This window comes from Pseudoxanthomonas sp. 68-E7, from assembly GCF_057773145.1.
In genome coordinates this window covers 100,480-124,799 of record NZ_JBYMTI010000008.1, presented here as the reverse complement: position 1 = coordinate 124,799, position 24,320 = coordinate 100,480, and the positions used below count along the sequence as shown (strand labels likewise).

Annotated in this window: 17 protein-coding genes; 6 read left to right on the top strand and 11 right to left on the bottom strand. The window is 65.8% G+C overall.

Annotated features, from left to right (window positions below):
* Window positions 1-183 precede the first annotated feature (183 nt).
* The gene (locus tag AC3DE2_RS18410) at window positions 184-1,356 is read left to right on the top strand and encodes a serine hydrolase domain-containing protein (RefSeq protein ID WP_488427333.1); all 1,173 of its coding nucleotides are present in this window, start codon (window positions 184-186) and stop codon (window positions 1,354-1,356) included.
* Between the two features lie 155 nt (window positions 1,357-1,511).
* On the opposite strand, the gene gltS is transcribed toward AC3DE2_RS18410, so the two are convergent.
* From gltS to AC3DE2_RS18355, 11 genes are all read right to left on the bottom strand, one after another.
* On the bottom strand, window positions 1,512-2,705 hold the full coding sequence (gene gltS / locus AC3DE2_RS18405) for a sodium/glutamate symporter (protein WP_488427332.1): 1,194 nt from the start codon (window positions 2,703-2,705) through the stop codon (window positions 1,512-1,514).
* A 50-nt stretch (window positions 2,706-2,755) separates the two neighbouring features.
* A complete protein-coding gene (locus AC3DE2_RS18400; RefSeq protein ID WP_488427331.1) occupies window positions 2,756-4,429 on the bottom strand; it encodes an N-acyl-D-amino-acid deacylase family protein in 1,674 nt (557 codons plus the stop codon).
* Window positions 4,426-5,436 (bottom strand): N-acetyl-D-Glu racemase DgcA, encoded by a 1,011-nt coding sequence (gene dgcA / locus AC3DE2_RS18395; protein WP_488427330.1) that lies wholly within the window; start codon window positions 5,434-5,436, stop codon window positions 4,426-4,428. Before dgcA ends, AC3DE2_RS18400 begins: the two co-directional genes overlap by 4 nt.
* Complete coding sequence (dgcN, locus tag AC3DE2_RS18390; RefSeq protein WP_295374690.1) at window positions 5,430-6,476, bottom strand: N-acetyltransferase DgcN; 1,047 nt, start codon at window positions 6,474-6,476, stop codon at window positions 5,430-5,432. Before dgcN ends, dgcA begins: the two co-directional genes overlap by 7 nt.
* Before the next feature lie 309 nt (window positions 6,477-6,785).
* The gene (gene proC / locus AC3DE2_RS18385) at window positions 6,786-7,607 is read right to left on the bottom strand and encodes a pyrroline-5-carboxylate reductase (protein WP_488427329.1); all 822 of its coding nucleotides are present in this window, start codon (window positions 7,605-7,607) and stop codon (window positions 6,786-6,788) included.
* Window positions 7,604-9,604 carry a S9 family peptidase gene (locus AC3DE2_RS18380; protein WP_488427328.1) on the bottom strand — a complete coding sequence of 667 codons (2,001 nt, stop codon included), beginning with the start codon at window positions 9,602-9,604 and terminating at the stop codon, window positions 7,604-7,606. Before AC3DE2_RS18380 ends, proC begins: the two co-directional genes overlap by 4 nt.
* Entirely contained in the window at window positions 9,601-10,593 is a 993-nt protein-coding gene (locus tag AC3DE2_RS18375; RefSeq protein ID WP_488427327.1) for an alpha/beta hydrolase, read from the bottom strand. The genes AC3DE2_RS18380 and AC3DE2_RS18375 overlap by 4 nt, the downstream gene beginning before the upstream one ends.
* Entirely contained in the window at window positions 10,590-11,228 is a 639-nt protein-coding gene (locus AC3DE2_RS18370; RefSeq protein ID WP_488427326.1) for an FMN-binding negative transcriptional regulator, read from the bottom strand. Before AC3DE2_RS18370 ends, AC3DE2_RS18375 begins: the two co-directional genes overlap by 4 nt.
* Window positions 11,228-12,667, bottom strand: coding sequence for an amidase family protein (locus tag AC3DE2_RS18365; protein ID WP_488427325.1), 1,440 nt, complete (start codon window positions 12,665-12,667; stop codon window positions 11,228-11,230). The genes AC3DE2_RS18370 and AC3DE2_RS18365 overlap by 1 nt, the downstream gene beginning before the upstream one ends.
* Window positions 12,664-14,199, bottom strand: a complete 1,536-nt coding sequence (locus AC3DE2_RS18360; RefSeq protein WP_488427324.1) for an amino acid permease — start codon at window positions 14,197-14,199, stop codon at window positions 12,664-12,666. Before AC3DE2_RS18360 ends, AC3DE2_RS18365 begins: the two co-directional genes overlap by 4 nt.
* A gap of 22 nt (window positions 14,200-14,221) precedes the next feature.
* Window positions 14,222-16,471, bottom strand: coding sequence for a TonB-dependent receptor (locus tag AC3DE2_RS18355; protein ID WP_488427323.1), 2,250 nt, complete (start codon window positions 16,469-16,471; stop codon window positions 14,222-14,224).
* A 266-nt stretch (window positions 16,472-16,737) separates the two neighbouring features.
* Between AC3DE2_RS18355 and AC3DE2_RS18350 the strand changes: the two genes are divergently transcribed.
* The 5 genes from AC3DE2_RS18350 to AC3DE2_RS18330 all read left to right on the top strand — a co-directional run bounded on the left by AC3DE2_RS18350 (window position 16,738) and on the right by AC3DE2_RS18330 (window position 23,771).
* Window positions 16,738-17,241, top strand: a complete 504-nt coding sequence (locus AC3DE2_RS18350) for an Lrp/AsnC family transcriptional regulator (RefSeq protein ID WP_295374709.1) — start codon at window positions 16,738-16,740, stop codon at window positions 17,239-17,241.
* 131 nt (window positions 17,242-17,372) lie between these two features.
* The gene (locus tag AC3DE2_RS18345; protein ID WP_488427322.1) at window positions 17,373-19,190 is read left to right on the top strand and encodes an N-6 DNA methylase; all 1,818 of its coding nucleotides are present in this window, start codon (window positions 17,373-17,375) and stop codon (window positions 19,188-19,190) included.
* Window positions 19,187-20,482, top strand: coding sequence for a restriction endonuclease subunit S (locus AC3DE2_RS18340; RefSeq protein WP_488427321.1), 1,296 nt, complete (start codon window positions 19,187-19,189; stop codon window positions 20,480-20,482). Before AC3DE2_RS18345 ends, AC3DE2_RS18340 begins: the two co-directional genes overlap by 4 nt.
* Complete coding sequence (locus tag AC3DE2_RS18335; RefSeq protein ID WP_488427320.1) at window positions 20,479-23,427, top strand: type I restriction endonuclease subunit R; 2,949 nt, start codon at window positions 20,479-20,481, stop codon at window positions 23,425-23,427. The genes AC3DE2_RS18340 and AC3DE2_RS18335 overlap by 4 nt, the downstream gene beginning before the upstream one ends.
* Window positions 23,424-23,771: a M48 metallopeptidase family protein gene (locus AC3DE2_RS18330; protein ID WP_488427319.1), complete on the top strand. Its 348-nt coding sequence runs from the start codon at window positions 23,424-23,426 to the stop codon at window positions 23,769-23,771. The genes AC3DE2_RS18335 and AC3DE2_RS18330 overlap by 4 nt, the downstream gene beginning before the upstream one ends.
* The last annotated feature ends 549 nt before the right edge of the window (window positions 23,772-24,320 follow it).

Sequence of the window (24,320 nt, the reverse complement as noted above, 5' to 3'; positions counted from 1 at the left end):
ATTCCGCCGCCCCGCTTCACGGTGCGCCCGATCGCGGCGATCGCCTGGCGGCGCCACGGCACCGCGACTGATCCGCCCTTCATTGTGTTGTCGAACCACTTTGCGACGACAGCGCGGCGAGTGCCCTGCCATGCGGCGCATGCCGGTCGGCGCCGCGAACCCTCAACCCCGCCGGAGGCCACCATGAACCGATGCATCCGCCACGACCGCGCGCTTTCGCTGTGCGCGGCTTTCCTGTTGTTCCTGCTGAGCCTGCCGGCGCTGGCCGGCGAGATCGAGGACCGCCTGCACTCGCTGATGCGGGAATACGACACCGTCGGCCTGGCGGTGGTGGTGGTCCGCGACAACGGCATCGTGTATCGAAACAGCCTCGGCTGGAAGGATCGCGATGCGAAGATCCCGCTGGAACAGGACGACCTGTTCCGGATCGCATCGATTTCCAAGTCGTTCGCGGCCGTTTCGATCCTGCAGCTGGTCGAGCAGGGCCGCCTGTCGCTGGACGACGACGCCGGCACGCTGGTTGGGTTCCCGGTACGCAATCCCGCGTTCCCGGACACGCCAATCACGCTGCGGATGTTGCTGAACCATACCTCGTCGATCACCGACGCCCAGAAGTACAAGAGCCTGGACGTCATCAATCCGGACACCAACGCAAACTGGCGGGGCAGCTACGCCGGCCGCGCGCCGGGCGAAACCTACGAATACTCCAACCTCGGCTACAACATGATCGGCACCATCGTCGAACGCATGTCGGGCCAGCGCTACGACGCCTACGTCAAGCAGCACGTGCTGGATCGGCTCGGGCTGCGAGCCGGCTACCTGCCCGAGGCGCTGGACGCGAACCGCTTCGCGCAGATCTACCTGTGGAACGGGGAGCGGCAGGCGTACCTGCGTTCCGAGGCGGCCTATGCGCCGCTGGGCGAGCGCCTGGACGGTTATCGCCCGGGCTACGACACGCCGATGTTCTCCCCGACCGGCGGACTCAAGATATCCGCGCCTGACCTGGCCACCTGGATGCTGCTGCACATGAACCGCGGCGAGTGGAACGGCGTGCGCCTGCTCTCGGCCGAGCACTCGGCGCTGATGCAGACGCGATCGACCCGCTCCGACGAGAACGGCGACTACGGCATGGCCATCCGCCTGGACCGGGCGCTGATCCCCGGCGTGGAAATGATCGGGCACACCGGTTCGGCCTACGGCCTGTTCAGTTCCATGTATTTCAATCCGGAAAAGAAGTACGGCTTCGTGGTGATCACCAACGGGGCCCGCGACGTCCGGCTGCGCACCGAAGTCAATCGGGCCCTGTACCAGCACTTCATCGTCGATGCGGCGCCACCGGCGCAAGCATCGAACTAAGGCGATTGCGGATCGGGCCTTCGCCGGCCCGATCCACTCATGCGTTCTGAGGTGAGCCGGGATCTCCGGATCCGCAGGCGATGGTTGCCGACCGCGCGTGCGCGCCGCTTCCCGGCCCGCACGGAAAAGAACCGATCACGACGGCCCTGCGCCCCTCATTTCCAGAAGTTGATGAAGCCGGTGATGATGAGCGCGTTGGTGAAGTCGATGAAGAACGCGCCGACCAGCGGCGCGACGAGGAAGGCGCGCGGAGCGGCGCCATAGCGCTCCACCAGGGTGCGCATCACCGCCATCGCATTGGCGGTGGTGCCGAGCATGAAGCCGATGAAGCCGCCGCCCATCACCGCCGCGTCGTAATCGCGGCCCATCACCCGGAAGATCACCCCGCAGAACGCCACCACCATGATCACCTGCAGCCCCAGGTTGACCATCAGCGGCAGCGCCAGCCCGGCCAGCTCCCATAGTTTCAGGTTCATCAGCGCCACCGACAGGAACAGCGCCAAACAGACGTTGCCGATCAGGTCGGTGGTCGGCACCGACATGCCGATCCAGCCGGTCTGGTCGTCGATGTTGCGGATGACCGCGCCCACCAACATCGCCCCGACGTAGGCGGGCAGGGTGATGCCGAAGGACGAGATCAGGCTGCTGACCCAACTGCCCGCCCACATGGCGACCAGGATGACGACGATGCTCTTCAGCGCGCCGAATTCGCGCTGCGCATCGGTCTGCATCGGCAGCGTGGTTTCTTCGCCGGGCGCGGTATGGTCCTGCGGCCGCGTGGATACCAGCCGGAAGCGGCGGATCAGCACGGTGATCGCGGGGCCACCGACCAGTCCGCCCAGCACGATGCCGGCCATCGCCGCGGCCACCGCGACCGATTCGGCGCCTTTCACGCCAGCCGCCTCGAACAGCGGCGCGAACGCCAGGCCGGTGGCGGGGCCGCCGGTCAGCGTGGTCGAGCCGGCCAGTACCCCGAACAGTGGATGCAGGTCGAAACCCGTCGCGACCGCCATGCCCAGCAGGTTCTGCGCCACCGCGAACATGCTGGCCAGGATCAGGAACACCAGCACCTGCTTGCCGCTGATCTTCAACAGGCGCAGGCTGGCATTGACCCCGATGGTGGTGAAGAACGCGATCATCAGCGGGTTCTGCAGGCTGGTGTCGAGCACGAACAGGGTGGCGCCGCGATGATGCGCGAACCAGGCCGCCAACGCGAATACCAGTCCGCCGATGACCGGCGGCGGCAGGTTGTAACGCCCCAGGACAGGAATGACGCGGCACAGCGCGTAACCCAGGAACAGGGCGAGCCCGGCGAAAGCCAGGGTCTGGACGGCATCGAGTTGCAGCACGGAACCTCCTCGGTCTTACGTGGACGGCGCCCGCGCGCGGCAGGCGACCGTCACGGGCAGGTGCCGGATGGCGGACGATGCTGCAGCACCTTCCCCGGCAATGCATCGGTCGCCTGGCCGTCGACGATCATCGGCGTGCCGTTGACGAACAGGTGGACGACACCTTCCGACAGGACGTGCGGATGCACGTAGTCGGCCTTCGGCGCATAGGTGTCCGGGTTGAACACCAGCACGTCGGCGAATTGCCCGGCGCGCAGGAAGCCCCGATCCTCGATGCCGAAGGTCGCGGCCGTCAACCCCGAGGATCGGTGGATGAACGCGGCCAGGTCGATCACGTGGTCGGTCTTCACGAAGCGCGCGTACTTTTCCGGGAAGGTGGCGTACTGGCGCGGATGGCCGTCGCCGCCGTCCGACGCGGTCATCACCCACGGTTGGCGCATGAGCCGGTCCACGTCGTCGCGCCGCATGTTGAACGAGGCGATCCGTTGCGCCGAGCCGATCGGGCCGGTGCCGCCTTCGCCGATGATGCGCAGCGCGGCTTCGATGGAATCGACGCCGGCCTGGTCGGCGTAGCGTTGCAGGGTGAGCGCGCTCCACGGCCAGCCGGTGCCGGTCATGAGGATCGAATCGGCGCCGCCACGACGCTTGAGGTTGTCGCGCATCTCGTCGCGGATGCGCTGGGCGGTGGCCGGGTCGGCGAGGCGCTTGAACAGGGCCGGACGTCCGCCATCCACGGCCCAGCGCGGCAGCAGCGCGGAGCCGAGGCCGGTCGAGGACGCCAGCCAGGGATACTGGTCGGCGGTCACCGCCTGGCCTTCGGCGCGCGCGCGCTCGATGCGCGCGATCACGTCGACGGATTGGCCGTGCACGTCCGCGCCCAGCGCCTTGATGTGGGCGAAGTGCACCGGCAGGCCGGCGCGCCTGCCGATCGCCAGTGCCTCCTCGACCGAGCCCATCAGGCCGATGCTGTAGTTGGATTCGTCGCGCTGGTGGCTGTCGTACACGCCGCCGCGCACGGCCGCTTCGCGGGCCAGCGCGACCACTTCGTCGGTGGTGGCGAAACTCTGCGGGGCATAGAACAGGCCGGTGGACAGGCCCAGCGCGCCCTCGCACATGGCCTTGGCGACCAGGTCGCGCATGGCCTGCAGTTCCCGTGCATCGGGCGCGCGCGCGTCCTGGCCCAGCACCCGCGCACGCACGGGTCCCAGCCCGACGTAGGCGGCGACGTTGATACCGATGCCCGCGGCCTGCAGCCTGGCGCGATCCTCGGCGATCTCGGGTTTGCCGTTGCCGTCGATGCCGATGAAGACCGTGGTCACGCCCTGGTGCAGCCACGGCAGGATGCGCCGCATCGCCGGATCCCGCGAGCGCAGGTAGGTCTCCGGATGGGTGTGCGAGTCGATCAGGCCGGGCGACACGATCATGCCGGTGGCGTCGATCCGGCGTGCTGCGCGGTAGCGCGCGCGCAGGCCGGGGCCGACATCGAGGATGCGGTCGCCGCGGATGGCGACATCGGCCACGCGGCCCGGGCCTTCGCCACCATCGAACAACAGCCCACCGAAGATCAGCGTGTCCGCCTCCTCGGCGGGAACGGCCGGCGTGACCTGCGCCACGCGCGGACCGGCGCAACCGGCCAGCAGCAGCAAGACGGCAGAGACGGAGCGTGCCAACCCGCGTTGCGGCGATGCGATCTCCGGCGCGCGGGAAGGCTTGCGATCGGTCATGCGCTACCGGTCTCGTACAGGTGCTTGCCGCCGCCCCAGAGCGTTGCCGCCGGCGGTTGCAGCAGGCCGTCGCGCATCACCGCGCCGCCGGGGTGATCGTGCTTCAGCCATAGCGGGCCGTCGAGGTCGACGAATTCGGCGTGGCGGGCGATGTGCCAGGCGGGCGCGATCGCCAGCGAGGAGCTGATCATGCAGCCGACCATCACCCCGAAACCCTGCGCGCGGGCCGCGCCCAGCAGATCCAGCGCGGTGGTCAGGCCGCCGGTCTTGTCCAGCTTGATGTTGATCACCTGGTAGCGCCCCTGCAGGCGCGGCAGGTCGGACGCGACGTGGCAGGACTCGTCGGCGCACAGGCGCGCGACCGAGTCGAAACCGGACAGGGCTTCGTCCTCGCCCACCGGCAGGGGTTGCTCGATCAGGTCGATGCGGGTTTCGGCCAGCACCGGTTGCAGCGAACGCAGCAGTTCGAGGTTCCAGCTTTCGTTCGGATCGACGATCAGGCGCGCGTTCGGCAATTCGCTGCGCACGGCGCGGACCTGCGCGGCCGGATCGACGGCATCGACCTTGATCTTGACCAGGTCGAGGTGCGCCAGCGCGCGCGCGGCGCTGGCCATGCGTTCGGGGGTATCCAGGCCCACGGTTTGCGCGCTGATCAGCGGCGGCAGGGTTTCCGGCTGGCCGAGCAGGGCCGCGACCGATACGCCCGCCTGTCGCGATTCGAGGTCCCACAGCGCGCAATCCAGCGCATTGCGCGCGGCGCCCGGAGGCAACAGGTCGCGCAACTGCCGGCGTTCGAAGCCATCGCCGAGGGCCCGCGAAAGCGTGTTCGCCTCGTCGAGTACCGATGCCACGCTCTCGTTGTAGCGGGCGTAGGGCAGGGATTCGCCGCGGCCGGTGAACCCGTTGCTGCGGATCGTCGCTTCCACCACTTCGGCCGAGGTGCGTACGCCGCGCGAGATGCGGAAAGGCGTGGCGAGGGGGTGGCTGACGTGCGCCAGGTTCAGCACGGGAAGGCTTCCAGCAGCCGGTCGATGATGCGTGCGGTGCCGTCGCGCACGGGATCCTGCACCGGCAGGCCGAGCAGGTCCTCGGCGTCGCGGCAGGCGCGCGCGGCCCCGGCATCGTCCAGTTTCGAGGTGTTCAACGCCACGCCCACCGCGATCACGGCCGGATTGGTCAGGCGCGCGGTGGCGAGGTTCGCTTCCAGCGTGGTGCGCAGGTCCGGTACCGGATAGTGCTTGAGGCCGCGCATGTGCGGGCGGCCCGGCTCGTGGGTCAACACCAGCGCGTCGGGCTGGGCGCCGTGCAGCAGGCCGGTCGACACGCCGGCGAAGGAGGGATGGAACAGCGAGCCTTGGCCCTCGATCAAATCCCAGCCGCCATCATGGCGATCGGGCGAGAGCCATTCGATACCGCCGGAAATGAAGTCGGCGACCACCGCGTCGATCGGTATGCCGCGCCCGGCGATGAAGATGCCGGTCTGGCCGGTGGCGCGGAAATCGGCCTTCAGGCCGCGCGCGCGCATTTCGGTTTCCAGCGACAGCGTGGTGTACATCTTGCCGGTCGAACAATCGGTACCGACGGTCAGCAGCCGGCGCCCGGCGCGCTTGAGGCCATTGCCCACCGGCGTGGCCGGCGGATTGCGCGCATCGAACAGGTGCTTGCCGTTGCGGCGCGCGGCTTCGACGATCTGCGGATGCGCGGTCAGGCGCTCATGCAGGCCGGAGGCGACGTTCATGCCCGCGTCGAGCGCGGCGACGATGTCCGCCACCGTTTCCGGGCCGAACCGGCCGCCGGCATTGGCCACGCCGACGATCATGGTGTTGGCGCCGGCCGCGCGCGCTTCGGCGAAACCCATGTCCGGCACGTGCACGCTGGTCCTGCAGTCGGGGCCACGGAACTGGCCCACGCACCATTCGGGGCGGAACTGCACCAGCCCGCGCGCGGTCTTGGCGGCGAGATCGTCCGGTGCGTTGCCCAGGTACAGCAGGAATGGCGGCGGCCAGTGTGAATCGGCGAGGGAGGCAGACGGGGGGAGCGGGTTCATGGGGGCGAATGGGTCGAAAAGGGTTCATGGCCATCTTCGTGCCTGCCCGGTGCCGGCGCCATTGAAAAGACGCCGACCACGCATAACTGCAGGTTATGGCTGGGGCACGTCGCCGTGACGAACGGGCGGGTCGCCGGACGTCCACGCGCACGCCTGCGAGGGGTTGGCTCACTGGTCCGGGTCGGGCACCGATGCGGGGACCACGACATATCAATATGCCCGTCGGAGATCGTCCCTGCGAATGAGCAGCCTACGTATCATCGTCCCACCCGGGCGGTGTGCTCCGGCGGGTGGGAGCGGTTGCCGGGTTCAACCGAAGTGTTCGGCCAGCGTTCGTCCGTGTGCATGCGCGGCATCCACGGCCTCATCGACCAGTTTCGCCCAGCCACCCTGGTCCAGGGCCTGCATGGCCGCTTCGGTGGTGCCGCCGGGGGAGGTGACCCGTCCGCGCAACTGTGCGGGTGATGATCCCGGGACCTCCAGCATGCGCGCGGCGCCCAGCAGCGTTTGCACCACGAGCTGGCGCGCGACCGCGGGCGACAGGTCGCGTGTGCAGGCGGCGTCCTCCATGGCCTCGGCCAATCGGTACAGATAGGCCGGGCCACTGCCGGAGATCGCCGTGACCATATCCATCTGTGTCTCGCGCGTGATCCAGACGGTCGTGCCCGCGCCACGGAACACCGTTTCGGCAACGGTCCGCAGGGTGACGTCCAGCGAGGGATCCGCATACAGCGCGGTGATGCCGGCGCCAATCGCCGCAGGCTGGTTCGGCATGCTGCGCACGAGGGTGTCGATTCCCAGCCATTGCTTCAACTGCGCGTGGGTGATGCCGGCCATGACCGAGATGACCAGCGGTCGCGTCCGCGCCGCTTGTCCGGCCAGCGCCTCGCACACCGCGCGGGCCACCTGGGGTTTCACCGCCAGCACCCACACCGGCGCGGTGGCGACGGCATCAATGCCCTGCTCGAACACGTTGACGCGCAACTGCGTGGACAACGCATCGCGGGTGGCGGCGACGGGATCGGCCACGGCGATCCGCGCCGGATCCCGGCCCTGGCTCAGCCATCCCTCCACCAGGCAGCGCGCCATCTGCCCGCCCCCGATGAAGGCGACTTCACTGCCGGCACTCATGGCGACCGCTCCACTCGCAGTTGCAGATCCAGCCAGTCCAGCACGCGTTGCTGCACATCGCGGCCGTGCGCGGTTTCGAAGAACCAGTGCGGTCCTCGCGGGTAGGTGACCATAGTCACCGGCGTACCGTTGAAGACGAGTGCGCGATGGAACATCTCGCCCTGCGACAGCGGCACGCGCTTGTCTTCTTCGCCATGCAGGATGAGCACCGGGACGTTGACCCGGTCGGCGTAGCGAATCGGCGAATGCGCGTCATAGCGCGCCCGCTGCGTGACGGGATCCCCGAAGTAACCGGGAAGATAATCGGGCGTGTCGGTGGTCAGGGCCATGGCGCCGATGTCGATGACGCCCGCGCCGACGATCGCGGTGCGGAAGCGATCGCTCTGCGTGACCGCCCAGGCCGCCATGTAGCCACCGTAGCTCCAGCCGCCGATGGCCAACCGCTGCGGGTCGGCCACGCCCTGCTTCTCCAGCATGTCCAGGCCATCGAGGATGTCCTGGAAATCCCCGCCGCCCCAGTCGCCACGCGCCATTTCGGCGAAGGCATGGCCGCCGCCTTCCGAGCCGCGTGGATTGGGCAGGAACACCGCATAGCCGCGGGTCGCCAGCAACTGTGCCCAGTCATGCCAGGAGCCCAGCCAGCCCGACCACCAGGCCCAGGCCGGACCCCCGTGGCCCTGCACCAGCGTGGGCAGGGGCGTGCCCCGCTTCCAGCCCGGCGGCGTCACCAGCAGGCCGGTGATCTCCAGGCCATCGCGCGAGGAAGTCCAGGCCAGCTCCTGCACCTGGCCGTGCGCCCATCCGGCGACCTGCGGATGGGTGTCGGTACGCGCGGCGAGTTTGCCGCCATCCAGTGTCCACACCTCGGCCGGCTGGTCGTCGCGAATACCGAGATAGGCGGTTCGGCCGGATCCCGTCGTGGTGAAGGAAGCAAATGGAATCTGCGGCCGTGCGATCTCGCGCACATGACCGGTCGCCGCGTCCAGGCGCAGGAAGGCGCCCCGGACACCACGCTGGCCCAGGCCCAGCAGGATGCGATCATCCTGCCAGCGCGCCAGCCACAAGGTGCCATTCCAGCCAGGCGCCAGCACCGTCTTCCGATCCCGCGCGATGTCGTGAACGGTGACGTCGGCGACCATGCCGTATTCGCCCAGATGGCCATACAGCAAACGCGTCCCGTCGGGTGACCATTGCAACGGATGCGCCGACGCGCGTGCTTCCAGCACCCTGGCAAGCTCGCCGGTATCGGCGTCCACCAGAACCACGCGCGAGCGATACCAGTAGTCATTGAGGGTGGTGCCCTGGGAGACCCGCAGGGCGAGCCTGCGGCCATCCGGGGACCAGGCCAGATCGTGGACCTGGAGATCCGGCGCGGTCAGCGCGCGGGCTTCGACGCCGCGCAGGTCACGCAGCCACACACGCGAGAACCGGGTAGGGTGATCCGCCAGCACGGCGTCATCCTTGGCCTCGCGCGCGGCGACGCTGGCGGCCGTGGGTGCGTCCGCGGCCAGATAGGCGATGCGGCTTCCGTCGCGCGTCACGTCGAACGCACTGACGTCACTTTGCGAATGTGTCAGGACGGTTGGATGGTCGCCGTTCGCATCGACTCGCCATACCTGGCTAGCGGCCACGCCTTCCGGGACGTCGGCCGCAAAAGAAGATCGATTGGAAATGAGGTACAGGGAACGGCCGTCCGCACTCCAGCGCGGATGCTCCTCGTGCGCGCCTGCGGGCGCGGGAATTTCAAGGGCGCCGCCTTTTCCCGTCGCCGACACACGCCAGATGCGGCTGAGCGGTCGCTTGCCGTGGCTTTGGGGCGTGCCCACGGTGTAGGCGATCCAGCGGCCCTCGCGATCGATCTGCGGATCGCCGACGACCTTGAGCGCCATGATCATTTCCGGCGTAGGAATCACCGGCGTTGCCTGCGCCAGGGCCAAGATCGGTAGCGCCAGCATCATCAGGCCGATGACGATCAGGCGGTGAAGCATCGGCCTCATGCGGAGAGTCCTTGCGAAGAGAAAACCTGGGTGTGCCGGCGTATCCATTCTGCCCCACGGGCAATGGCATCGCGCGCCTGCTCGGAGACCGACATCGCCTCGATGAAGCTGTGGGGCGCGCCGGGATAAACATGGGCATGCACCTGCACGCCCGCCTGCACCAGCCGTTGCGCCATTGCCTGGTTCTGTTCGGCCAGCACGTCGCGATCTCCCCAGAGCAGCAGCGCCGGTGGCAAATCCTGCAGTTCCGCAAGAAGCGGCGCCGACAACGGAGTGACAGCGCGCTCGGCCTCGGGTCCCAGATACGCGGTCCAGAATTCGTCCATCTCCGCGCCGCTGAGCATGTCCTCGGAGGTCCCAAGGCTCTGGCGCGAAAGCGCGGAAAGAACCGGCGTCCAGGCGCCGTAGTTGAGGACCAGCGCGGATACGCGCGCCAGTTGTCCGGCCAGGCGAAGGCGCAGCGCCGCCGCCACGGCAAGATTGGCGCCGGCGGAATCACCGCCCAACGCAATACGCTGGGCATCGATACCCGCATCCGCGCCGTGCTCGTGCAGCCATTCCAATGCGATGACGGCCTGGTCGAGCGCCGCCGGGTAGGGATGCTCGGGGGCCAGGCTGTAGTCGATCGCAACCACCACCCGTTGCGACGCATCGGCGTACTCGCGCAGAAGACGGTCATGCGTATCGAGCCCGAACATGCACCACCCGCCACCGTGCAAGTACACCAGCGCGGGGGATGGCTGCACCTCCAGGGTTCGCGGATACAAGACACGGAGGCCGAATTCCCCGTGCGGAGAGGCCAGGCGGTAGTCCCGCATGGCGGCCATGCGCGGGCCGCCTTCACGCCAGGGCGCGCGCGCCCGGGCGGCGATGAGCCGGCGTTCGGGCCAGTCGAGTTCGCGGCCACCGCGCAGGCGGGCGCCTTCCCGGCAGACGTCTTCGATGAAACCGCGGATCTGCGGATCCAGCGCCTCCAGGCTGCGGCTCATGCGCGCTCCTTCGCATCACCCGCGAAATCGCGCATCCAGCCCACCAGTGCGTGCTCGCCACCGGCTTCCAGTCCGATCAGGAGTTGGGCGAAGTCATGCCGCGCCTCGTCCTGGCCGAGCTTGAACGTGGCACGCACCTCGAGCACCGCGCCGCGCAACGAAACCACGCCGGCGGCCAATCGCGCATAGCGCTCGCCCATTTCATCCAGCGACCAGGCATGCGGACGACCCGACTCCATCTGCGCCGTCAGTGCCTCCAGTTCAGTACGGATATCCGCTTCTTCCGAACTTACGCCGACCTCCAGATCGAAAACCGCGGCGGCATAGTTCCAGCTCGGCGCCTGGGTCCGGTCATCGAGCCAGCTGGGAGACACATAGGCCTGCGGCCCCATCACCAGCGCCTGCGCGCGGCCGTCGCGTTGCAGGCGGGCGACGTGCGGATTGCGCTTGGCCAGATGGCCACGCAGCGCCACCAGCGTGCCGTTGGCGTCGCATTCCGCCCGCAGCGGAAGCGGGGTAAACGCGGCATCCTCGCCGCCGGACGACACCAGCCAGGCCAGCGGTTGGGTGGCGAGCAGGCGCAGCACGTCTTCCTGCGTTCGTGCCGCGTAGCGGCTGTCACGGGCATGTCCCATCAGCGCAACTCCTTCAGCGCGGTGGCGGTGGAAACTTCGGGCCAGCGGTCGTGCCAGGGCGCCGCCTGTTCCAGCTCGGCGGCCAGCTGCAGCAGCAGCGGCTCCTGTCCGCGGTCGGCGGCGAACTGCACGCCGATCGGCAATCGATCGCGCTGTCCCAACGGCAGCGATATCGCCGGGGTGCCCGCCAGATTCTGCAGCGGGGTATAGCTCATCCAATGGAACATCGCGGGAAGCAATGCCTCGAAGTCGCGATCCGGCGCCAGTTCACCCAGCCGGGGAGGAGGGCTGCGGAGGGTGGGTGTCAGCAGTACGTCGACCTGTTGATGAAGCGCGGCGAACGCGGCGGGCAGCGCGGCCACGGTCGCGTAGGCCTGCTCCAGTTCCGCGACGCCGCAACGCGTGCGGTGGTAGTGGGCGAGGCCGTGCGTCCACGGTTCCAGCGACAGGGCGGCGAATTCATCACCGCCCTGCGCGGCGGCGATCTCCACGGCATCCAGGCCCAGCCTGGACCACAACGTGTACAGCGCCTGCCATACCTCCGGACCGGGCAGCGGATACGCGGTGGTCTCGACCTGATGGCCGAGCGAAGTACATAGCGCGACCGCCTTCTCCAACACATGGGAAACCACGGGGTCCGGCGCCAAGCCGGGCAAGGAGGTTTCAATCACGCCGATTCGCAGACGCCGGGGCGGGCGCGTCAGCCCCTGCACGCTGAAGTCCGCATCCGGGTAGGCGGCCGCGAACGCCCAGGCCGTATCGCGCACGCTGCGCGACATCAAGCTATCGGCGACGATCAGATCCTCGATGGCATGACGGCCGCGCACCGCCACGGTGGCGCCCCGCCCGGGCTTCAGGCCGACCACGCCGCAGGCCGAAGCCGGAATACGGATCGACCCGGCCCCGTCGCTGCCATGGGCCAACGGCACGATGCCGGCGGCGAGCGCGGCGCCCGCGCCACCGCTGGAACCGCCGGGCGAATGCTCCAGGCTCCAGGGATTGCGCGTGACCGGGCCGAGCAGCGGCTCGGTGGATCCCATCAGGCCGAACTCGGGCATGGCGCTCTTGCCGATGGCCACCAGCCCGGCCGCATCGAAACGCTGGACGAAGGGCGGCGCATCGGTTGCCGGGATGCCGCTGCGCGAACGCGAGCCGCCGCGCGTGGGCATGCCCGGATAGCGCAACGAATCCTTGGGCAGCCACGGCACGCCGGCCATCGGCGCATCGGCAGGAACGCGCGCGGCGCGATCCAGCGCACCCTCGAAGTCGGCATGACTGAGCGCGCCCAGCGTGGGATCCAGATGGCGTGCGCGCACGATGCCGGCCGCGGTCAGCTCGCGTGGCGAGAGCTCACCGCGACGCACCAGCGCGGACTGATCGTGCGCATCCAGGCGGCCCAGCTGCAGCGCCTGGGCCAAGGGAAAAACGTCTGAAGTCATGCGTTGGAATCCTGCATTTGCCGGCGTGCCCGGCGCTGGCCATAACCGAGATAGAGCAGGGCGCCGGCCAGGATGTAGACCACCAGGATGGTCGCGGGCAGCACATCGCCACGCCGCACCTGCGCCACCATGTCGCCGAGGACCGGGGCCATCATCGCCAGGCACATCACGATGCCCAGCACGGGAACCACGCCAATCCACGTGCGGCCTATCCACACGCCGCCCAGCGGCACCCGGAATCCGCCGCGCAGATCCGGGCGCCGGGAGCGCAGCCACATCACCGCGATGCACACCACGATGAAGGCCGAGGCGATGCCCAGGCAGATCAGATCGCCCAGGATGCTGATGGGCAGCAGCGCCGCCAGCAGCGCGCTGGCCGCGCCAAAGGCCACGCTGGCCAGCCAGGGCGTGCCCAGCTTCGGATGCACGCGGGTGAAGAACGCCGGCAGCAGACCGTCGCGGGCGATGCTCAGGCTGATGCGGGAGGCGCCATAGGCATTGGCCAGCAGCACCGAGCCCAGTCCGGTCAACGCGCCGATCTTGATCAGCACCGCGAAGCCGGGCCAGCCAATGCGATCGACCGCCAGCGCCACCGGATCCGGCACGCCGAGTTCGCGGAAGGGCACCAGCCCGGTCAGCACCGCGCCCGCGGCGATATAGAGCACCGTGCAGACCACCAGCGAGCCGAGGATGCCCACCGGCACATCCCGACGCGGTTGGCGCGCTTCGGCGGCCGCCATCGAGACGGTCTCGAACCCGAGGTAGGCGAAAAACAGCATGGCCGCGGCCCGCAGCACGCCGGGCCAGCCATAGGCAAAACCGCCTTCGTTCGGCGGAAGAAACGGTCGCCAGTTGGCCGCATCGATGAACTGCGAACCCACCGCCACGAACGCCAGCAACACCGCGATCTTGATCAGCACCAGCACCAGGTTCGCCCAGGCCGAGCGCCCGACACCGGCAATCTGCACGGCCGCCGCGGCCAGCACGGCCAGCAGGGCGACCAGGTTGATTCCACCGCTGAAGGCAAGCTCGGTATGCCCGCCCTGCTGGCTGGCGGTGACGCTGGAGGTGGCCAACGCCAGCGGCACCGCGACGTGCCAGTCGCCGAGCAGGCTGGTGAGGTAACCGGCAAACCCCGCCGCGACCGCCGCGGCGGCGAGCAGATATTCCAGGATCACCATCCACGCCAGCGCCCACGCCGCGCCCTCGCCCAGGGTCACGTGGCAGTACGAATACGCCGATCCCGACACCGGGATGACCGAGGACAGCTCCGCATAGCACAGCCCGGTGAAGCCGCAGGCCAACGCCGCCAGCACGAAGGCCAGCACCACGGCGGGACCGGCGAAGCTGGCCGCCGCCGTGCCCGTGACGACATAGATGCCGGCGCCCAGAATGTTGGCCACGCCCAGCACCAGCAGACTGCCGGCGCCCAGCCGCCGGTGCAGGCCGGCACGCTCGCCATCGGCCACCACCGCTTCCAGCGATTTGCGGCGGACGGCCAGCTGCCAGCGTCCGATCGAACGCGCTTTCACGACGGCACTCCCTTCCATCGGGTCAGTAGCGCCAATGCACGGTCACGCCGTAAGTGCGCGGTCGCACCACGCCCTGGCCAATGCCATTGGTCTCGGGCACGGTGCGGGTAATACCGCGCTTGTCGGTGAGATTGCTGCCGAACAGGGTCACCTCGGTGTTGCCGAAGGTCATCCGGTAGCGCAGATCGAACAGGTTGTAGTTGCCCTGGCGATTCGGGGCGACGCCCGGCACGGCGGAGTTGAGATCGCTGATGCCGCCGCCGACATACTGGTGCGACAGCGAAATGGTCGGCGAGAAGCGCGTGTCGAAGTGGTAGCTCAGCAGATTGCTGACCGTCCAGTCGGCCGAACCCGGCAGTTGCGAGCCGGCCGGCGCGGTGCCGTAGTAGAGGATGAACAGATCCTCGTCCAGCCGCGCATGCTGCCAGGTGGCCGAGCCCTGCCATTCGAAGGCATCCGTCGGACGCCAGGTCGCCGCCACCTCGATGCCGCGGCTGTAGGCCTTGCCGCCATTGCTCGCATAGTTGAACAGGTCCGGCGTCTGCAGACGCAACTGGATGTCCTTCCAGTCCACGTAGAACAGCGTCGCGTCCAGCAACAGGCGGCCATCGGCCCAGGTGGTACGCGTACCGAGTTCGTAGTTGACCAGGCTGTCGCTCCTGGAACCCGACGGCACCGGATACGCGCTGAGGCCGGCAGTGTTCGGCTCGCCGAAGCGGAAGCCTTCCGAGACCAGGCCATAGACCATCACATCGGCGCTGGGCTGCCAGGTCAGCGACAGCTTCGGGTTGAAGCCGTCCTCCTCGGTCTGCTGCCGGGAAATGATCGGGTTGCCGGGATAGGTCGAGAAGCCGACCTGGGTGCTCGTGGTGCGCACCTTGTTGCGAAACAGGCGGCCACCGGCGGTGAGCTTCCATTGCGCGTTGAAATGAAAGCTGGCCTCGCCAAAAAGCGCGGCCTCCGAGCCGGCGAGATCGGTCAGGAAACTGTTGAATATCTGCCCGTCCGGCGCGATGACCGCACCGCTGCCGGGCCCGAACAGCGGCGACCGGTCGAACGCTCCCGCCGCGCCTTCGGCGCCGATGCGCTCGTACAGATCCTTGTCCGAGTCGAAGTACATGCCGCCGATCAGCCAGTCCACGCGGCCGCCCGGCTTGGATGCCAGACGTAGCTCGATGCTCTTGCCCCGGCTTTCGCCACCGGACACGATGTACAGCGGCGTGCTCAGGTCCAGGCCCAGGTCGGCGTTGTAGGCCGCACGGATGGGCGTGTAGTCGAACCGCCAGTCCTGCTGCTTCTTCTGGTGCGCCAGCAGCGCCGTCAGATCCGCAAAGCCGAGATCCTGATCCAGCCGCAGGCTGTGCACGGCAATCTTGGTGTTGGTGAACTCCGGCAGCGCGGTGTTGCGCTCCAGATCGCCCAGGCCGACGATCCGGTAGCTGTTGTCGTCGCTGTCGCTGTTCTGCAGCAGGCTCAGCCAGGTCAGGGTGGTCGCTTCGCTCGGGGTGAGCACCATCGACAGGCGGCCACCTTCCAGCGTGCTGTCATTGGCGCCTTTCCGGCCCGTGCCTATGTTGTCGAGGAAGCCTGGCGCATCGCGGTACTGCGCCACCGCGCGCACGGCCAGCAGGTCCTCCTTGAGCGGCACGTTCACCATCGCCTTGGCGGCAAAACCGACGTCGGCGTTCTTGGTCTGGCTGACGGTGAGCTCGGCGGAGGCATCAAACCCGCTGGCATCGGCCACGTTGGCCACGTAGTTGACCGCGCCGCCCATCGACGCCGACCCGAACAGCGTGCCCTGCGGCCCGCGCAGCACCTCGACGCGGTTGAGATCGAAGGCATCCACATCGGGAATGGCGATGGTCCAACCCGGCTCGGTCAGCGGTACTTCGTTGAGAAAGTAGCCCGTGGTCGGCTGGCCCTGCACATTGCCCGCGCTGGTGGCGATGCCGCGCATCACCACATGGGACACGCCGGGCTGGTAGCTGTTGAAGACCACGCCGGGGGTACGCTGGATGTAGTCGGCCAACGACTGCGCGCCCAGGTCCTGCAACTGCTGGTCGGTGACCGCCGAGACCGAACCGGCAATCTCGCGGACGGACTCGTTCAACTTGCCGGCGGTGACCACCACGGTTTCCAGGTTGGTGGCGGCGTCCGGCTCGGCCTGCGGCGCCGCGTCCTGTCCCCAGGCAGGGGTACTGGCCATCAGGCCGAAACAGCAACCGAAACGGATGGCGCGGGTGAGCTTGCGAAGACGCGGATGCGATGACATGACACGGTTCCCCGGGATGGCGATGGAAAGGGCCGCCGGCGGCTTTCGCGCCTCGGCCAACATGGCTGACCCGAGTGAAAGTGAAAAAGGCTACCGCTGTCCAGCAGAATCAACGGGCGCCAGAGTCGCGGTAACTGATTGATTCAAATGATGCTGCTGTGCGGAAGGCCGAAGATGTGGTTGGTCTCCCGCAAAAAATATGCAGAATCTGCGGCAAGGACCGCCAAATGGTGAACAACCTGCGGCCCCCCAACCACCGGACGCCCATGACCGCCAAAACGCCGGACCGCATCGACCTGAAGATCCTGGATGTGCTGCAACAGGACGCGCGCATCACCAACCAGGCCCTGGCCGAACGGGTCGCGCTCTCGCCCAGCGCCTGCCTGGCCCGCGTGCGCACGCTGGAGGCCAGGGGACTCATCCGCGGCTACCGCGCCCACGTGGCCGTGGACCGCATCCGCTCGGCGACCGTGGTGCTGGCCCAGGTCTCGTTCAAACAGCACGCCCTGGAAGAATTCACCGAATTCGACCGCCGCATCCTGGCCATGCCCGAGGTGGTGGAGGCCTGCAGGATCTCAGGCGCCTACGACTACCTGCTGCGGGTCATCGTCAACGACGTGCACCACTGGAAAGACATCGCCCGCCTGCTGCTCGGCGGCGACTACGGCGTGGAGAAGATCGTCTCGTACTTCCTGATGGACGAGGTCAAGCCGTTCAGTGGGTATCCGCTGGTGGAGGCGGCGACGACGCGGGGTGGGGGGCGGGGGTGATCTGAGGGATTCCAGAAATCAGCCACTTGCGACAGGTGGGTCGCCGGTGGGACCGAGCAGCTCGCTGAGGTTATTTAAAAGGATGTGCGAGGGGGTTGACAATTATTTGCTATATATCAAATATCGCAAATATGACAAATAAAGCCACCACCGCCAACACCCTGCGTGCCATCCGCGCCAAGTTCGATCTGACGCAGGAGCAGCTTGCCGACCGGCTTGGCGTCTCCTTCGCCACAGTAAACCGCTGGGAGGGCGCAGCCAGCAAGCCCCAGCGCGCCCAGGCGGAAGCTATTGCTGCGCTGGCTTTGGAGGCGGGTGTCGACGAGGAGGGGGCGGCCGCCGCCCCCGCTTTGGCGCGCCGCCCCCGTACCCGTGTCGAAACGGCCCCCTCGACCAAGTCGATGGAGCAGATGCTCTGGGACGCGGCCTGCTCCATTCGGGGGGAGAAGGACGCCGCCAAATTCAAGGACTACCTGCTCCCGCTCTTGTTCCTGAAGCGCTTGTCAGACGTGTTCGATGACGAAATTGCGCGTCTGGCCGAAGAGTACGGTGACAAGGCCACTGCGCTGGAAATCGCCGAAACGGATCATTCGCTGCTGCGGTTCTACTTGCCGCCAGAAGCGCGCTGGACGGTGATCAGCGGACGCGAAACCTACAACTGGCCGGTGGACGACAAAGGTCGCCCCACGGCCCCACGCGACATTGGCGAGCACCTGACCAAGGCGGTGCGCGCTGTGGTCAAACAGAACCCCGACCTCTCGGGTGTCATCGATGTGGTGGACTTCGCGGCGGAGCGCAATGGCGAGCGCGATATCAACCCCGCCAAGTTGCGGGGTGTGGTCGAGACTTTCTCCGACCCGCGCTATCGCCTCGGCCTGGCCGATGTGCAGCCGGACTTCCTGGGCCGCGCCTACGAATACCTGCTACGCAAGTTTGCCGAAGGCTCGGGTCAGAGCGCAGGCGAATTCTTCACTCCGACCGAGGTGGGCTTCCTGATGGCGCACATCCTGCGCCCGCGCCCAGGCGAAACCTGCCACGACTATGCGTGCGGTTCGGTGGGTCTGCTGATTAAGCTGCAGCTCGTGGCGCGGGAACTGGATCCCACCAGCCGCGTGCCGCTCAAACTCAGTGGCCAGGAGCTGCAAGCCGAGAGCTTCGCAGTGGCGCGCATGAACGCCATCATCCATGACATGGAGGTGGAGCTGGCGCGCGGCGACACCATGATCAATCCCAAGTTCCGCGATGCCAGCGGGAAGATTCGTGGGCACGACATCGTGGTGGCCAACCCGATGTGGAATCAGCCGTTTGCGCCGGAGCTGTTCAAGAATGACCCGTTCGACCGCTTCCAAACGGCGGGGGGCATCACTAGCGGCAAGGGCGACTGGGCGTGGTTGCAGCACACGCTTGCCTGCCTGTCTGCCGATGGCCGTGCGGCGGTGGTGCTGGACACTGGCGCAGTGACGCGTGGCTCCGGCAGCAAGAACGAGGATAAGGAGCGAAACGTCCGTAAGTGGTTCGTCGACAACGACCTGATCGACGGCGTGATCCTGCTACCCGAAAACTTGTTCTACAACACCCCAGCAGCGGGCGTGATTGTTGTGCTCAACAAGCGCAAACCGGCGGCTCGAAAGTGGAAAATCACACTGCTCAATGCCAGTAAGCACTTCCGCAAGGGGCGGCCTAAGAACTATTTGCCAGAGGAAGAGATCAAGCTTCTGGCGGCGGCTTATCTCAATGGTGAGGCGGTGGATGGTGAAGTGGCAGTCATCACCATGCAGCAGGCAGAGGAAGCCGACTACAACCTGAGTCCAAGCCGGTGGGTAGGGCAGAACGATGCTGCTGAGCACCGTGACTTGCCGCAACTGATTGCCGAATTGATGAAGCTGGATGCGCAGGGGGCTGAGGTAAACAAGGCTCTCTACCAACTGCTTTCTGGGGTGGTCCAATGATGGAATTGCCGGAAAGCTGGACGGTCGAGCCGTTTAGTGATGTCGCACGCTACGCGACGGGGCGCACGCCTGCCCGTGCAAATCCTGCGTATTGGGCGGAGGGCGCTAATCAGGTTCCATGGGTGGCGATTTCGGACATGGAGGAATACGGCACTCTCATTGAAACGGCGGAGTCCATTTCGGAAGCTGCTTTCAAGAATGTTTTCCGCGAACGCATCGCTCCTGCGGGTACGCTGCTGATGAGCTTCAAGCTCACCATCGGGCGCGTGGCGACGCTTGGTGTTCCGGCATGCCACAACGAGGCCATCATCTCGATCTACCCGAGGCAAGGCGTCGATCAGCGGTATCTGGGGTATTTCCTGTCGCAGGTCGATTACACCGACCACCAAGACCGGCAGATCAAGGGCAATACGCTCAATCAGTCCAAGATCGACCAGATTCAGGTCGCGTTGCCGCCGCCCGACGAACAGGCCCGCATTGCGGATGTTCTCGACAGGTGCCGTCTCGGCATCGATACCGAGCGCACGGCAGAAGCAACCGCGCAAGAACTCAAACGCGCCGCCATGCGCGAACTGTTCACGCGCGGCCTGCGCGGCGAGGCGCAGAAGGAAACCGAGATCGGGCTGGTGCCGGAGAGTTGGGAAGTCGCTGAGTTCCAGTCGGTACGCGAGTGGTTGCAATACGGCACATCCATTCACTGCTCCGTTGAAAAGCGCCGCTATCCCGTGTTGCGCATCCCGAACGTCGAGCCGGGTCGCGTGAATGCCGCAGACTTGAAGTATTGCGACCTCACCGCTGAAGACGCCGCCAAGTACGTCCTTCAGAGCGGCGACCTTCTCTTTATCCGCACCAATGGCGTTCTGGAACGGCTGGGCTCTTGCGCCGTCTATCAAGGCGAACCTGCGGAGGCACTCTTTGCGTCCTACCTGATTCGCGCTCGCCTCAAGTCGGGTATCGAACCGCGATATGTCGCGTACTTCTACGCCTCCGATATGGGAACGTCCTTGGTGGCGGGCCGGGCAACCCCGGCCGCTGACGGCAAATACAACTTGAACACCGGCACGATTGATTCGCTGCCCTTGCCGTTGCCGCCCACACTCGACGAACAGCGCGAAATCGTCGCCATCCTCGATGCCATCGACCGCAAGATCGACCTGCACCGGCAAAAGCGCGCCGTGCTCGAAGAACTGTTCCAGTCCCTGCTGCAAAAGCTGATGGCCGGTGACATCCGCGTCGCCGACCTCGACCTGTCGGCGCTGGAGCAAGCGCAAGCCTCGGAGACCACAACATGAACAAGCCCCTCAAAATCAGCGAAGCGGGCACTGTGCAGTTTCCGATGGTCAAGCACGCCGCCGAAATCGGCTGGACGACGATCACGCCCGACGATGCCCGCGCCAAGCGCGGCGGCGACGCAGGTACCTTCTTTCGCGACGTACTGGAAGCCAAGCTTGCTGCCTTTAACCCTTGGCTGACGGCCGATGCTGTTCGTTCGATCGTCGAAACCTTGGACGCCTTCCCGGCGACTATCGACGGCAACCGCGAATTGCTCTCCTGGTTGCGTGGAGAGCGCTCCTGGTACGACGAGGACGAAAAGCGGCACCGTCCTGTCACGCTAATCGACTTCGATCATCCGGCCGCGAATGAATTCCACGTAACTTGGGAATGGAAGATTAAGCCGCCTGCACGACCCAAGGGCAACCGCGCCGACGTGATGTTTGTGATCAACGGTATCCCCGTGGTTATCGTCGAGCACAAAAACCCGAAAGACGGGGGCGCTATCGAGCGTGCGATCAAGCAACTGCGCCGCTACGAGATCGAAACGCCCGAGCTGCTGGCAACTGCTCAGTTGTTCAACGTCACTCATCTGCTGGATTACTGGTATGGCGTAACGTGGAACGCCACCCGCCGCGACATGGCGCGCTGGAAGCAGGCGCCTGAGGAAACCTATCGCTTCGCCGTCCAGGCGTTCTTTGAGCCGACCGACTTCTTGCGCACCTTGCAGCACTGGATCCTGTTCTATGTGCAGGATGGCGAAACCCGGAAGTCCGTGCTGCGCCAGCACCAGCGTCGCGCCATTGATGCCATCCTCGACCGCTGCGCCGATCCCGTCAAGAACCGCGGCCTAATCTGGCACACCCAGGGCTCTGGCAAGACGTTCACTCTGCTGACGGCCGCGCGCCTGATTCTGGAGGATAAGGCTCGCTTCGACAATGCCACCGTGCTGCTGGTGGTGGATCGCACCGAACTGGAGGGCCAGCTAAAGGGCTGGGTCGAACGCCTGCTGGGTGAAATGCAGCAGCAGGACATCGCTGTCCGGCGCGCAAACAACAAGGCAGAACTGCAGGCTCTGCTGGACGCTGATTTCCGTGGCTTGATCATCTCGATGATCCACAAGTTCGAGGAGGTCCGCAAAAACAGCAACCTGCGCGAAAACGTCTACGTCTTCATCGACGAGGCGCATCGCTCTGTGGCTAAGGACCTGGGCACGTACCTAATGGCGGCCTTGCCCGAGGCCACCATCATCGGGTTCACCGGCACGCCTATCGCCCACAGCGCCCAGGGCGAGGGCACGTTCAAGATTTTCGGTACTCAGGACGAGACCGGCTATCTCGACAAGTATTCGATTGCCGAAAGCATCGCCGACGAGACCACACTGCCCATTAAGCATGTGATGGCCCCCAGCGAGATGACCGTCCCTGCGGAGCGGCTGGACAAGGAATTCTTTGCCCTGGCCGAGGCCGAAGGCGTCACCGATGTGGAGGAGCTTAACAAGGTGCTCGACCGTGCCGTGGGCTTGCGCACCTTTCTAACCGCTGACGACCGCATCGAGAAGGTAGCAGCTTTCATCGCAGAGCACTTCCAGGAAAACGTGCTGCCGTTGGGTTACAAGGCATTTGTCGTCGCAGTCAACCGCGAAGCCTGCGCCAAGTACAAGCAGGCGCTGGACAAACTGCTGCCGCCGGAGTGGAGTGCGCCGGTCTATACGCAGAACGCGGCGGACGTGATCGACCGCCCACTGGTGGCGAAGCTCCAGCTTTCCGACGAAGCCGAAGAGCAAGTGCGCTTGCTGTTCAAGAAGCCGGCCGAAGACCCGAAAATCCTGATCGTCACCGACAAGCTGCTCACCGGCTACGACGCGCCGCCGCTTTACTGCCTTTATCTCGACAAGCCCATGCGCGACCACGTGCTGCTGCAATCTATCGCGCGCGTGAACCGGCCCTATGTGGACGCTAACGGCGTGCAGAAGCGAGTCGGCCTGGTAGTGGACTTCGTCGGCGTATTGCGCGAGCTAAAGAAGGCGCTTCAATTCGACTCCAGCGACGTGGGTGGCGTGATCGAGGACTTGGATGTCCTGTTGCAGGACTTCCTGCAACGCATCGCGCAGGCTAAGCAGGAATACCTTGATGCCAACATGGACGGTGCACCGGACGAGCGGTTGGAAAAGCTTGTGTTCGGTCGTTTCCTCGAACCGGAAGCGCGCAAGACTTTCTTCGAGCAGTACAAGGAAATCGAGGCGCTGTGGGAGATCCTCTCGCCATCGCCGGAGCTGCGGGATCACATCGCCAGCTACAAGCAGTTGAGCCAGCTTTACGCGGCGGTGCGCAATGCCTATGCGGAGAAGGTTGGCTTCGTCGCCGACTTGGCTTACAAGACGCGGCGGCTCATTGAGGAAAGTGCCGAGCAGCAGGGCTTGGGGCGGCTGACTAAGAGCGTGACCTTCGATGTGGCGACGTTGCAATCTTTGCGCGGCGACAAGGGTTCGGACGAGGGCAAGGTGTTCAACCTCGTGCGTGGCTTGCAGAGGGAAATCGACGATGATGCCGCCGCCGCGCCGGTGTTGCAGCCGTTGAAGGAACGCGCCGAACGCATCCTGAAAGACCTGGAGGAGCGCAAGACCACGGGCCTTGCCGCGATGGATCAGCTTGCGGCGCTGGCGGCCGAGAAGGACGTCGCGATGAAGGAGGCGCGCGACAGCGGCCTTTCGGTGCGTGCCTTCGGCGTGTTCTGGGTGCTGCGCGAGGACGCTGCGGTCAAGGCAACTGGCTTGGACACGATGGCGCTGGCGAAGGACATCGAGGAACTGTTGGGCCGTTTCCCCAATGCCCAGGTCAATCCCGACGAGCAGCGTCGCTTGCGCGCGGCGATTTACAAGCCATTGCTCGGATTGCCGCATGAGGAACGTGCGCGCACCGTCGATCTGGTGCTCAGATTGCTAATTGAGGACTCGGACGGATGAAGTCACCCCTCTATCCAGATCAAGAACTGAAACGTCGCGCATTGGCGTGGGCGCTCAAGCTAAAGGTCAATCCTCGGGTAGTTCGAGTGCAGGAAATGCGTCGAAAGTGGGGATCCTGCTCTTCGTCGGGGATAGTCACGTTGGCCTGTGATCTCCTCGAACAACCGCCAAAATTCCAGGATTACGTGATCGTCCACGAGTTGCTACATCTGCGCTATGCAACTCATGGGCGGGTCTTTAAAGCGTTGATGAGCGCGCATGTTCCGGGGTGGCAGATGATGGAAGTGAGACAGATGAGGGATCAAGCGTGCACCGATGGTGGAAAAATGATTTCGACAAACTGAGGTGAGAAGGTATCCGGATGAAGGCTCTCTTATCTGAGTAACTTGCCTGTACACCGCTTCTGTCGCGAGTTTCGAATATCCTGCGAGACATGTGTGTGATCGACCATCTGCACAACCCATTTAGCAACGGATTTTCACGTCTCGGGATTTAGCCGTTGTATGGGACATATGAAGCGATTAGGGTCGATTGCCGGAACCACACTAGCAAGCGCTGCAACAAACAAAACAAGAGTTGCAGGATGAGTGAGTCAATCCACTAACATTGAACAGCAAAGCATTGAACGCGTTCGGTCGCGAAGGCAGACTCGTCGCCGGAGCCTAAGAACTCCTCTGTAGCGCGGGGCCACCGATGAAGTTCTCGGTGGCTCTTCTGTACCGGCACTATCGGTACTCCGACGCGGCATCAGTTCCACGTCGGGAGGGCGGCTAATACAAGACCTCTTCTTGAGGGAATACGCCCGGCCGACGCTACGCGGTTTTCTTAGCCTCCCGACATCCCCGTTCGCGCTTCAGCGAACGGGGTTCTTTCCCCACGGACTGGAGTACCGC

Coding starts and splice junctions, on each gene's coding strand:
- AC3DE2_RS18410 (WP_488427333.1), top strand. CDS start 184: ATGAACCGATGCATCCGCCACGACCGCGCGCTTTCGCTGTGCGCGGCT.
- AC3DE2_RS18400 (WP_488427331.1), bottom strand. CDS start 4,429: ATGACCGATCGCAAGCCTTCCCGCGCGCCGGAGATCGCATCGCCGCAA.
- dgcN (WP_295374690.1), bottom strand. CDS start 6,476: ATGAACCCGCTCCCCCCGTCTGCCTCCCTCGCCGATTCACACTGGCCG.
- proC (WP_488427329.1), bottom strand. CDS start 7,607: ATGAGTGCCGGCAGTGAAGTCGCCTTCATCGGGGGCGGGCAGATGGCG.
- AC3DE2_RS18380 (WP_488427328.1), bottom strand. CDS start 9,604: ATGAGGCCGATGCTTCACCGCCTGATCGTCATCGGCCTGATGATGCTG.
- AC3DE2_RS18375 (WP_488427327.1), bottom strand. CDS start 10,593: ATGAGCCGCAGCCTGGAGGCGCTGGATCCGCAGATCCGCGGTTTCATC.
- AC3DE2_RS18370 (WP_488427326.1), bottom strand. CDS start 11,228: ATGGGACATGCCCGTGACAGCCGCTACGCGGCACGAACGCAGGAAGAC.
- AC3DE2_RS18365 (WP_488427325.1), bottom strand. CDS start 12,667: ATGACTTCAGACGTTTTTCCCTTGGCCCAGGCGCTGCAGCTGGGCCGC.
- AC3DE2_RS18355 (WP_488427323.1), bottom strand. CDS start 16,471: ATGTCATCGCATCCGCGTCTTCGCAAGCTCACCCGCGCCATCCGTTTC.
- AC3DE2_RS18350 (WP_295374709.1), top strand. CDS start 16,738: ATGACCGCCAAAACGCCGGACCGCATCGACCTGAAGATCCTGGATGTG.
- AC3DE2_RS18345 (WP_488427322.1), top strand. CDS start 17,373: ATGACAAATAAAGCCACCACCGCCAACACCCTGCGTGCCATCCGCGCC.
- AC3DE2_RS18340 (WP_488427321.1), top strand. CDS start 19,187: ATGATGGAATTGCCGGAAAGCTGGACGGTCGAGCCGTTTAGTGATGTC.
- AC3DE2_RS18335 (WP_488427320.1), top strand. CDS start 20,479: ATGAACAAGCCCCTCAAAATCAGCGAAGCGGGCACTGTGCAGTTTCCG.
- AC3DE2_RS18330 (WP_488427319.1), top strand. CDS start 23,424: ATGAAGTCACCCCTCTATCCAGATCAAGAACTGAAACGTCGCGCATTG.